The sequence below is a fragment of the Streptomyces sp. NPDC058246 genome (assembly GCF_042881985.1).
In the GTDB taxonomy this organism is placed as follows: Bacteria; Actinomycetota; Actinomycetes; order Streptomycetales; family Streptomycetaceae; genus Streptomyces.
Map to the genome: position 1 here is coordinate 289,375 of NZ_JBHVWZ010000009.1, position 10,933 is coordinate 300,307.

The following is a 10,933-nucleotide window of genomic DNA, read 5'->3' on the forward strand; positions in this document are numbered from 1 at the left end:
GCGGCTCCGTGCGCACGCGCCGAATCCCGCAAGGGAGCCGGGGAACCACCAACTTGGGGTGAATCGAGCGTCTTTCACGGCGGAAAAGCCGTGGTTGACGCGCGTAGGAGACCTTCCTGCTCCGAACCCGTCAGCTAACCCGGTAGGCGAGAAGGAAGGAAAGGAGTGCGCCCACGTGGCGTCCAACCGGCCTGCCCAGCAAACCTCGTTCGCGCCGAACGACACCCAGCCCTTCGGCTACGCGTACGGCAACGACGAGGGCTCCTGGGAGGAATGGAACCCCTCTGAGGATTCCGTCCGTCCCGTTCGCGGCCGGCACCGTGTCAGCAAGCAGCGCGGTGGGGGACTCGCCCGCAGCTCCACGGTTCTCGGCGTCGGTGTCATAGCCGCCGTCGGCGCGGGTGGCATGGCCACCGCCGCGCCCGGCAAGCCGCCGGTGTCGATCTCGCTTCCCGACCTGTCATCGGTCACCGAGTCCGCCAAGTCCCTCATATCGGACGGCGGGTCCAGTACGCCCAAGGGCTCCGCCACCCCGCTCACCAGCGCCGGTCTGACCAGCGCCGACGCCGCGCAGGGGAGCGCCGACGCGGGCGAGGCGCTGCGGGCCCGCATCATGCAGCAGGCCGCGTCGCAGCAGGACCAGGTCGACAGCGCGGCCCAGCAGGCCGCCGAGGCCGCCGCCGCGAAGAAGGCCGTCGCGCTCGCCGCCCAGCAGCAGGACGACGCCGAGGCCAAGGCCGCCGCCGCCAAGACGAAGGCGGACGAGGCGGCCAAGAAGGCCGCCGAGGCCAAGCGCCTCGCCGAGCTCGCCAAGAGCTACTCGCTGCCCACCTCCTCGTACACGCTCACCTCCCGCTTCGGCGAGGCCGGCTCCATGTGGTCCTCCGGCTACCACACCGGCCTCGACTTCGCCGCGCCCACCGGCACGCTGATCAAGGCGATCCACAGCGCCACCGTCACGGAGGCGGGCTGGGCAGGCGCGTACGGCTACCGCACGATCCTCACCCTCGACGACGGTACGGAGCTGTGGTTCTGCCACCAGTCGTCGATCAGCGTCAGCGTGGGGCAGAAGGTCGCCACGGGAGACGTCATCGGGCGCGTGGGCGCGACCGGCAACGTGACCGGGCCGCACCTGCACCTGGAGGTCCACCCCGGCGGTGGCGACGCGATCGACCCGATGGCGTGGCTGCGCAGCAAGGGTCTGAACCCCTGACGGGTACGTCGTGACGCGTGCGCCTTGGTCGTACCTCCTGGCTGTACGTCCCGACGCGTGCGTTCGGACGCGTGTGTTCCGCTGATTCCCGGCGGTCCTGACGGCACCCCCCCGACGTCAGGGCTGCCGGTCAGGCGTGTGACATCAAGGCTGCCGGTCAGGCGCGTGTGGAATACATCCATCCGGTACGGATGTTGAATTCGAGCATGACTTCTCTGCGCAAGCTCGGCTCTTCCGACCTCGAGGTCTTCCCGCTCTCCCTCGGTGGCAACGTCTTCGGCTGGACCGCCGACGAGGCCCAGTCCTTCGCCGTACTCGACGCGTACGCGGCCGCCGGCGGCAACTTCGTCGACACCGCCGACTCGTACTCGGCGTGGATCGAGGGCAACAAGGGTGGCGAGTCCGAGACCGTCATCGGCAAGTGGGTCAAGGCGCGCGGCAACCGTTCCGATGTCGTGATCGCCACCAAGGTCAGCCAGCACCCCGACTATCCGGGGCTGTCCGGCGCCAACATCAAGGCCGCGGCCGAGGCGTCCCTGCGACGCCTGGACACCGACTACATCGACCTCTACTACACGCACTTCGACAAGCCCGAGGTGCCCGTCGAGGAGATCATCGGGGCGCTCGACGAGCTGGTGAAGGCGGGCAAGGTGCGGGAGATCGGCGCCTCCAACATCTCGGCCGAGCGGCTCCAGGAGTCCCTGGAGTTCTCCGACCGTGAGGGCCTCGCGCGCTATGTCGCCCTCCAGCCGCACTACAACCTGGTCTCGCGCGACACCTACGAAGGTCCTCTGCGGGACCTCGCTTCCCGCTCCGGCCTCGCGGCCATGCCGTACTTCGCCCTCGCGTCCGGTTTCCTCACCGGAAAGTACCGGCCGGGGACGACGGTGGACTCGGCGCGGGCCGAGGGGGCGGCGAAGCACCTCGAGACGGAGCGCGGTCAGAAGGTCCTCGCCGCCCTCGACGAGGTCGCCCAGGCCCACGACGCTCCGGTCGCCACGGTGGCCCTCGCCTGGCTGGCCGCCCAGCCGACGGTCGCGGCGCCCATCGCTTCCGCGAGGAATGTGGAGCAGCTCCCGGCGCTGCTCGGCGTGGCGGACCTGGTCCTGACGGACGCGGAGCTGACGAGCCTGACGAAGGCGTCGGCGTAACAGGCCCCAGATCGGGACGGGCAGGGCGGCGGGGGCGGCGGGGGGCGAAACGCTACGTCCGGTACGGGTTGTACGCGGGATACGGGACGGCCGCAGGCCCATAGGGCTGGCTGTATGCGTACCCGTACGCGGGCCACGGCGGCGGCACCGGAACCACGGGAACCGGAGCCGTCGCCCGCGCCGCATACGCCAGCGCCGGCCGCGCAACCTCCCGCCGCCGCCACAACTCGTCGAGCAACTCCCGCTCCCGTACGACGAAGTCGGCGCCCGCCCGCCCCCGCCGCCCCCGATGACGCAGAAACGCCAGCGAGGTGGCGTACGCCTCGTACTCGGCGACCGACCGCGCCGCCGCCTTCCCGAAGTGATGGCCGGCCCAGTCGCGCGCCAGCCGCCGCGCCCGCATCGAGCCGAGCACGTACGGCTCGGGCGCGGCCAGCCACCCGGCGACGGCGTACGGGGGCAGTTCGGAGCGCACGGTGCGCAGTTCACGCTGCCGGGTCCAGATGGCCAGCCAGGTCAGCAGCCCGAACGCGGGCACCATGAACGCGGCGTACACCGCGAAGAACCCGTACTCCCCGAAGCTCGACGAGCCGTTCCATGCGGAGTGCATGGCCATGGCGAGCAGCAGACCGCAGAGAGGGAGCAGGACGCGGCGCAGATGCTGGCGCTCGGCGGACAGCGCCGCGATGCCGAAGCCGATGCCGCTCAGGACGGTGAACAGTGGGTGCGCGAAGGGCGACATCACCACGCGCACGAAGAAGGTCGCGGCGGTGACGGAGGCGAGTCCGCGCTCGCCGCTGAGCTGGTCGGTGCCGAAGGCGGTGCCGAGGTAGAGGATGTTCTCGGTGAAGGCGAAGCCGGTGGCGGTGACCCCGGCTATGACGACCCCGTCGACGATCCCGGTGAAGTCCCGTCTGCGGAAGAGGAAGACCAGCAGCACGGCCGCCGCCTTCGCGGACTCCTCGACGATGGGCGCTATGACGGTCGCCCCGAGGGTGTCGGCGCTGGACGGGTCGGCGGTCGCGGTCGCTATCCATCTGGTCGCGAAGCTGTTGGCGACGATCGCGATGAGCGCGGCGGCGCAGGCGCCCCAGGCGAAGGCGAAGAGCAGGTTGCGCCAAGGGCCGGGCTCCACCCGGTCCAGCCAGCGGAACGCGGCTATGAGGAGCGGGACGGGGAACACGGCGAGGCCGAGGCCCACCAGAAAGCCCTCGGTGCCGGTCTGTTCGCGGACGAGGGCCAGGATCACGAGCCCGGAGAGCGCGAGCAGGGTGATCAGCGCGCCGTACCGCACCCACCGACGCTGCCACCAGTGCACGTGACGCCGCAACGCACCGCCGGCGGGGCCGCTGGGGTGCATCGGGTACGGGGGACAGGTGGCCACGGCATCGACCCTAACGAGGGAGGGGCACAGCCCGCGACGGTGCCTGGCCTCGCCGGGGGGATTCCCGAGAGACGTCGGAGAGTCCCGCGCGGGGTTCAGTCGTCGACGGATTCTGCGACGGATTCTTTGTCGGGGTGTTCGGTGAAGTGCTCGACGGATTGCTGGTCCGGGTGTCGTACGAGGTGGTCTACGCGCCGGAAGAGGAGGTCGTTCACCACATGACCCTTGTCCAGTCCCTGGCCCTCGAAACGGGTCAGCGGCCGGAAGCCGGGACGTGGCGCATAACCGCCGTCGGGCTGGGTGTTCTCGAAGTCCGGGTGTGCACTGAGCACTTCGAGCATCTGTTCGGCGTACGGCTCCCAGTCGGTCGCGCAGTGCACGAGGGCGCCCGGCTCGAGGCGGGTCGCGACGAGGCTGAGGAACTCCGGCTGGATCAGCCGCCGCTTGTGGTGCCGCTTCTTGGGCCAGGGATCGGGGAAGTACACGCGCAGGCCGCTCAGGGACTCCGGCGGGAGCATCTCGCGGAGCAGGATGATCGCGTCGCCGTTGCCGACCCGGATGTTGGACAGGCCGTTCCGGTCCGCGAGATTGAGCAGATTCCCCTGCCCCGGCGTGTGCACGTCGACGGCCAGAATGCCGGTCTCCGGGTCCTCGGCCGCCATCTGCGCGGTGGCCTCGCCCATTCCGAAGCCGATCTCCAGCACGACGGGCAGGTCGCCGCCGAACAACTCGGCCAGGTCGATCGTCCGCTGCCCGTCGATGTCCAGTCCCCACTTGGGCCACAGCCGCTGGAGCGCGTCCGCCTGCCCTGCCGTCACCCGGCTCCGGCGCGGCTGGAAACTTCGGATCCGCCGCTCGAAGTGCGAGCCCGCGGGGTCGGCCTTCGGGCCGGCGGGGAAACGGGGCTCACCCTTGGCACGGGTGTGACGCAGCGAGCCGTCCTCGTCGGAGGCGGGCCGGGCTTCTTCGCGGGAGACAAAGGACTCAGACACAGTGGGGTCGATTTTACGGGGTGGGCCAGGGCGGTGCCGGGGGGCTCGAGAGTCCGGCCCCCTCCGGCGTTCGAGGAGCGGGGCGGGAGGTGCAGCCCCCAGGGACGACGGGCGTCCGCTTGCTCGAGCGAAGGCGAGAGCTTGGGGGCGGGCAGGGGGCAGGCAGGGGCAGCAGGGGCGGCGGGGCGAAAACCCTCCTTCACGGCCCTCGCTCACAGCCCTCTCCCGCACCCCTCTCTCACATTCCTCCCTCACACCCCTGCCAAGGCGGCCAGTGCTCTCCGGCCGACCTCTCTCCCGATCGGGAGGGACGCCGTGGCGGCGGGCGACGGCGCGTTCAGAACGTGCACCACCCGCGGCCCCTCGCGGAACAGGAAGTCGTCCACCAGCGTCCCGTCACGCAGCACCGCCTGCGCCCGCACCCCCGCGGCGGCGGGGACAAGGTCCTCCGCGGTCACCCCGGGCAGGAGCCGCCGCACCGCGTCCGTGAACGCCGGCTTCGACACGGACCGCCGCAGCTCCCCCACCCCGTACCGCCAGTGCCGCCGGGCTATCCGCCAGGAACCGGGCCACCCCAGGGTCGCGCCCAGCTCGCGGGGCCGGACGACCCCCCACTCATATCCCTCCCGGGCGAGCGCGGGCACCGCGTTCGGTCCGATGTGCACGCCCCCGTCGATCCCCCGGGTGAGGTGCACGCCGAGGAACGGGAAGGCGGGATCCGGCACGGGATAGACCAGTCCGCGCACCAGCTCGGGCCGGGCGAGGGAGTAGTACTCGCCCCGGAAGGGCACGATCCGCATCCCGGGTTCGTCCCCGGCGAGCCGGGCGATCTCGTCGCAGTGCAGCCCCGCGCAGTTGACGAGCACGCGTCCTCGTACGACCGTCCCGTCGGCCGTGCGGACCGCGGCGCCCAGCTCGGGGCGCCGGTCGATCCGGACGACCTCGGCCCCGTACCGGATCTCGGCGCCGGAGGACTCCGCGAGCTGCCGGGCGACCGCGACGAAGTCGCAGATGCCCGTCGTGCCGACGTGGATGGCGGCGAGGCCGCGCACCTCCGGCTCGTACTCCGTCATCTGGGCGGGGCCCAGCTCCCTTACCGGAATGCCGTTCTCCCGGCCGCGCTGTACGAGCGCGTGCAGGCGGGGCAGCTCCGCCTTGTCGGTGGCGACGATCAGCTTGCCGGTGACGGCGTGCGCGATGCCGTACTCCGCGCAGAACTTGACCATCTCGGCGGCGCCCCGCACCGCGTACCGCGCCTTCAGGGAGCCCGGGCGGTAGTAGATCCCGCTGTGGATCACCCCGCTGTTGCGCCCCGTCTGGTGCCGGGCGGGGCCCTGCTCCTTCTCCAGCACCATGACGCGCGTGCCCGGCGCCGCGCGCGTGATCGCATACGCCGTCGACAAGCCGACGATGCCGCCGCCGATCACCAGCACATCACAGTCGTACGCGAGCTCCCGCACCTGCACCACCTCCCGACTTCGATAGTGCACTGCGCCACTGACAATGCCCTCAAACCCAGGGGAGGCCCCCAGCGCCCCGAAGGGGCGTAAGGGGCGCCGAGCCCGTCACGTCATGCGGCTCGGCCGCGCGGGCGCGACCAGCCACCGATCGCTCGCACGCCCCGCACGCCCCGTACGGCGCTGACCAGGCAGACGCTCCGGGACCCCGCTGCTCGATCGGAGCGCCTACGCGGGAGCCATCAGCAGCGGCCGTGCGCGCTCCCGCAACTCCACCACGCGCGGTTCGTCGCCGTACGGCTCCAGCCGGTGCAGGAGATCCTTCACGTACTCGGTGGTGCGCGCGGAGGAGATGCGCCCCGCGACCTCCACCGCCCGCACGCCCTGCTCGCACGCCGCGTCGAGGTTGCCCGACTCCAGCTCGGCGACCGCCGACACCACGAGCCGCAGCCCGTGGGAGCGTACGAACTCCTCCGTCGGCTTCGACAGCGCCTGCTCGGTGAAGCGGCGCACCTGGCGCGGCGCCTTCAGATCGCGGTAGCACTCGGCCGCGTCGGCGGCGAAGCGGTCGTACGAGTAGAAGCCGAGCCAGGACGGGTCGTTGTCGCCGTCGCGGGCCCGCTCCAGCCAGCCCTCGGCCGCCTTCAGGGCGCCGCCGGCCGCGTGGGCATCCCCCGCGCGCGCGTGGGCGCGTGCCTCGACGAGGCGGAAGAAGCTCATCGTGCGGGCCGTGGCGAGGCCGCGGTTGCGCTCCAGGGCGGCCTGGGCGAGGTCGACGCCCTCGTCGCCGAAGCCGCGGTAGGTCGCCTGGAGGGACATGGAGGCCAGTACGTAGCCCCCGAGCGGGACGTCGGCGGCCGCGCGGGCCAGACGCAGCGCCTGGATGTAGTAGCGCTGGGCGGCCTCCTGCTGGCCGGTGTCGAAGGCCATCCAGCCGGCGAGGCGGGTGAGTTCGGCACTGGCTCCGAAGAGGGCTCTGCCCACCTCGTCCGAGTACGAACCGAGCAGCAGGGGTGCCGCCTCCACCCTTAAGCACTCGGGCACCATGGACGAACGCCAGTCACCGCCCCCGTACTTGGAGTCCCAGCGCCTGGCGTCCTCGGCTGCCTCGCGGAGCTTCAGCACATCGCTGTGGCCGACTTTCAGCGGTGCTCCGGAGCCCTCACCGGGGCTCACCTCGCGTGCCACCGAACTGTCGGCCGGGGTTATCAGCCACCGTGAAGCGGGAGTTGCGTATGCGCTCACGGCGAAGGAGCCGGCCAGCGACTGCCAGATGCCACCGCCGCCCGCCCGCCGCCCGGCCAGGTCGAGGCGGTAGAGCTCGGTCGCCGACCGCACCGCCTGTCCGACGTCCCGGGGGAAGGCGAGGCCCACCTCCGGCGCGGGATCCGCGTCCGCCAGACCGATCTCGTGGAGCGGCACCGGACGGCCGAGCTTCTGGCCGATGGCGGCCGCGATGAGGTGCGGCGCCGCACCTTGCGGCACCATTCCCTTCGACACCCAGCGCGCCACCGACGTCTTGTCGTAGCGAAGAGTCAACCCGCGTTGAGCGCCAAGGTCGTTGACGCGTCGTGCGAGTCCTGCGTTGCTGATTCCCGCGAGGGCGAGAACGGCGCCGAGTTTTTCGTTCGGCCCGCGTTGCTCCCTGGACATGCGCCACCCCTCGACACAGACGGCTGCCGCGCTGGCATAACCACGCGGCATTCGTAAACCCAGCGTAGTTCGCCCCATCCCAAGCGTTAAGGGGCGTACTTCCGGATGGCGGGATTGTGGTCCGCACGACTGTACGGACGGTTGCGACGTGCTCCCGCTGTGTGGCTGTGCGCCCGTCCGTGCGCTCTTCTCCGGCCACCGGGGGAGCGCTTCCATGGAACGTGCGTGGGTCGGCCCGCTGTACTGGATCCAGTGGGCTGGGGGACACCGCCGCCTACATCCCCGCGGGCGGCGGACCGGTCCGGGAGGCGAACTCCGCCTCCCGGACTGTGCGTTGAGAAAGCGGTGCGCAGGGCCTGTACGGAGCGTGTGCGCGCGGGACCACCCACAGCCGATTTGGCCGAAAAACGACGGTGCCCTTCGGGGGCAATCAGGGCTCCTACCACGTCAGTTGAGGGCGCGAAGGGTGTTTTGGGGGAGCGTATCGGGGGCGCATTCGCGTCGGCCCGATAGGGGTCGGGTGCCGGTCGAGGGGCCGGCTCGACTCTGAGGTTGCGTCGGCCGGACTCCGACGATGTGTCGGCCCGACTCTGGCGGCGGGCCGGCTCCTCGCCGCTCGCGCGTCGGCTCCGTACCGGTGATGTGTCGGCGCGGCGCGGTTGTTCGGGGGCTCGACGCCGGTCGTTCGGGGGCGCGGCGCTGGCTGTTCGGGGCTCTTCGGCGGCGCGGGCGCTCGCACGGGGGCGCGTTTCAGGGGCGCAAGCCGCCGCAGGGGCCCTCCCGCGCGCGTGCTTCGTGGCAGCATGGTGCCAGTTCGTACGGTGCACTGGTTGTCCACAGCCTGTGGAGGCGGCGATGCGATGGTTGGTGGGGTGGAGCAGTACCGTCGCCAGAGCGCCTGAGATCGGCACGGCGGGCGCCACCGGAAGCGACGGCGAGACCGTGCACCCGGTGGGTTCCCAACTCCTGTGGGGCGACCCCGATCCTCTGTGGGCCGTCGGCGACTGGCGCCCCGACGAGGTACGCGTGGTGAAGGCCGACGCGCAGAACCGGATCGCCGTCCTCGGCACCTGCGGAGCCTCCGACGAAGAACTGCGGGTCGGACTGTTCGCCGCGCGCGGAGGGGCACTTCGGCATCTGACGGCCTGGTCCGGCAGCTACACGGCCGTCGTCCAGGTCGGCCGGCGCCTCATGGTCGCCGGTGATCTCGCGGGCGCGCGGCCCGTGTTCTACACCCCCTGGGCGGGCGGCACGGCCTACGCGACCGCCGCGCTCCCCCTCGCCGACCTCATCGAGGCCAACCTCGACTTCGGCCACCTGGCGGCGCTGCTGGCCGCCCCGGACGTACCCGCCGCGGTGCACGACTCGACCCCGTACGACGGCGTGCGGCGCATCCCGCCGGGGCACGCGCTCATCCTGCGCGCCGGGGCGCGCGAGATCGCCGGGTACGAGCCGGTCGCCTCCCTCGCGGTCGCGGCGCCGTCCGCCGACCCCACGAGCGCCGTGGACGCCGTACGGGACGCCCTCGTGGAGGCCGTACGCGCCCGCCTCGCCGCGCCGCGTCATGTGCCCGGCACCGATGTGGACCCGGGGCCCGTGCCCGGCATGGGGCCCGCCGAGCGGCGCGCCGCGCGCGGGATGCCGGTGCCGGGCATCGGCGCCGACCTTTCGGGAGGGCCCGCCTCGGGAACGCTGGCGCTGCTGGCGGCGGGGCTTCCGGGAGCGCCCGGGACGGTTCTCGGGCACGGCACGGGCGCCGGTGAGCGGCTTCTCGCGGTCACCTTCAACGACCTCGTCGTCGGCGGTCGGGAGGCCGAGCTGGAGCGGGCCGGGACGCTGGCCGCGAATCCCCGGCTGCACCATGTGGTGGTCGCCGGCGGCGAAGAGGTGCTGCCCTACGCCGACTTGGAGGGCCCGCTGACGGACGAGCCGGGGCCGTCCCTGGTCATGTCCGCCCGACACCGCGCGCGGCTCTCCTCGGGCAGCGCGGACCACTTCACGGGGTATGGGGCGCGGCAGGTCCTGGACGCCCACCCGGCGCGGCTCGCGGACCTGCTGATGGACCGCAAGCGGCGCCATCTGGTGCGGCCCGTCGCGGCGTTGGCGAAGGCGGACGGTTCGGTGATGGTCCCCGCGCGCGTGTACGGCGCCGCGCGGAAGCTGGCCCGTACGCCGTACCGGACCGGTGTCGACGTTCTCGCCGACCGGCTGCTGCACCGGCGGTTCGAGGAGCCGGGAGGTGCGGTGGGGGCGTCGCTCGCGGGGCTCACCTGGGCCAGACCCGGGCCGGCGGCGCGCTGGCTGACCGGTGAGGCGTTGGCTGAAGTATCGGTTCGCCTCCAGGGTGCGACGGGGCGTCCCGGGGTCGGACCCGGGCAGCGGCCGGGTGACTTCCGCGCGCGTGCGGCGCTCGCCCGGCACGCGGCGGATGTACGCGTCCTGGAGCAGGCCGCCGAGATCCGCTTCCAGCGGCTGCACACGCCGTTCCTCGACAACCAGGTGGTACGCGCGTGCCGGGACCTTCCGGAGGCGCTGCGGGTGCAGCCGGGGGCGCGGGCGTCGATCCTGCGTACGGTGCTGGAAGGGGCGGGCGTGGCGGATCTCCCCCCTGGGTGGGGCGCGCCCTCGCACGCGTCCTCGGCGGCGGCCGCGCGTACGGGGTTGCGGGTGGCCGCCGACTCCTTGATCGCGTTGTTCGACACACCGCTGCTCGCGCAGGCCGGGCTGGTCGAGGCGCGCGTTGTGCGCAAGGCGTTGCGGGCGGCGGCGGAGGGGGAGCCGCTGCCGTTGGACGGGCTGGCGGATCTGGTCTCCCTGGAGCTGTGGCTACGGCGGTTGCTGGCGCGGCGGGGGACGTGCTGGACGGGGACGCCCGCGCGGCAGCGTGCCGTACCGGCGGGGGTTGTGCCGCAGGGGCGGGCGTTGGGGGCGGGGGCGGGCCGGGCGGTTCGGCAGGGGTAGGCGTGTCACGGTCTGTCTGTCTGTGTGTCTGCCGGCCGGGCTCGTGGGTCGGGTTCGTGGCTCGTGGGTCGTGGGTCGGGGGCGGGCCGGTACATCAAGCCCGTCGCCTGATGGACACCTCT

At 72.4% G+C, this 10,933-nt stretch carries 7 protein-coding genes and 1 riboswitch; of the genes, 3 read left to right on the forward strand and 4 right to left on the reverse strand.

From position 1 onward, the window contains the following. Positions 1-7: 7 nt before the first annotated feature. Positions 8-164, forward strand: a riboswitch (cyclic di-AMP (ydaO/yuaA leader). 11 nt (positions 165-175) lie between these two features. After that, complete coding sequence (locus ACFVXA_RS16850; RefSeq protein ID WP_390025386.1) at positions 176-1,213, forward strand: M23 family metallopeptidase; 1,038 nt, start codon at positions 176-178, stop codon at positions 1,211-1,213. 206 nt (positions 1,214-1,419) lie between these two features. Next, the gene (locus ACFVXA_RS16855) at positions 1,420-2,364 is read left to right on the forward strand and encodes an aldo/keto reductase (RefSeq protein WP_383745856.1); all 945 of its coding nucleotides are present in this window, start codon (positions 1,420-1,422) and stop codon (positions 2,362-2,364) included. Between the two features lie 52 nt (positions 2,365-2,416). Here the strand turns inward: ACFVXA_RS16855 and ACFVXA_RS16860 are convergent, their stop codons facing one another. The 4 genes from ACFVXA_RS16860 to ACFVXA_RS16875 all read right to left on the reverse strand — a co-directional run bounded on the left by ACFVXA_RS16860 (position 2,417) and on the right by ACFVXA_RS16875 (position 7,850). Then, on the reverse strand, positions 2,417-3,748 hold the full coding sequence (locus ACFVXA_RS16860) for a PrsW family intramembrane metalloprotease (RefSeq protein WP_362029822.1): 1,332 nt from the start codon (positions 3,746-3,748) through the stop codon (positions 2,417-2,419). Between the two features lie 95 nt (positions 3,749-3,843). After that, complete coding sequence (gene trmB / locus ACFVXA_RS16865; protein ID WP_390025388.1) at positions 3,844-4,740, reverse strand: tRNA (guanosine(46)-N7)-methyltransferase TrmB; 897 nt, start codon at positions 4,738-4,740, stop codon at positions 3,844-3,846. 251 nt (positions 4,741-4,991) lie between these two features. Beyond that, entirely contained in the window at positions 4,992-6,209 is a 1,218-nt protein-coding gene (gene lhgO / locus ACFVXA_RS16870) for an L-2-hydroxyglutarate oxidase (protein WP_362029865.1), read from the reverse strand. 216 nt (positions 6,210-6,425) lie between these two features. Further along, entirely contained in the window at positions 6,426-7,850 is a 1,425-nt protein-coding gene (locus ACFVXA_RS16875) for an MFS transporter (protein ID WP_362029825.1), read from the reverse strand. An 855-nt stretch (positions 7,851-8,705) separates the two neighbouring features. Here ACFVXA_RS16875 and ACFVXA_RS16880 point away from each other — a divergent pair. Continuing rightward, positions 8,706-10,811 (forward strand): asparagine synthase-related protein, encoded by a 2,106-nt coding sequence (locus ACFVXA_RS16880; RefSeq protein WP_389936671.1) that lies wholly within the window; start codon positions 8,706-8,708, stop codon positions 10,809-10,811. Positions 10,812-10,933: the final 122 nt, after the last annotated feature.

Coding starts and splice junctions, on each gene's coding strand:
- ACFVXA_RS16855 (WP_383745856.1), top strand. CDS start 1,420: ATGACTTCTCTGCGCAAGCTCGGCTCTTCCGACCTCGAGGTCTTCCCG.
- ACFVXA_RS16875 (WP_362029825.1), bottom strand. CDS start 7,850: ATGTCCAGGGAGCAACGCGGGCCGAACGAAAAACTCGGCGCCGTTCTC.
- ACFVXA_RS16880 (WP_389936671.1), top strand. CDS start 8,706: ATGCGATGGTTGGTGGGGTGGAGCAGTACCGTCGCCAGAGCGCCTGAG.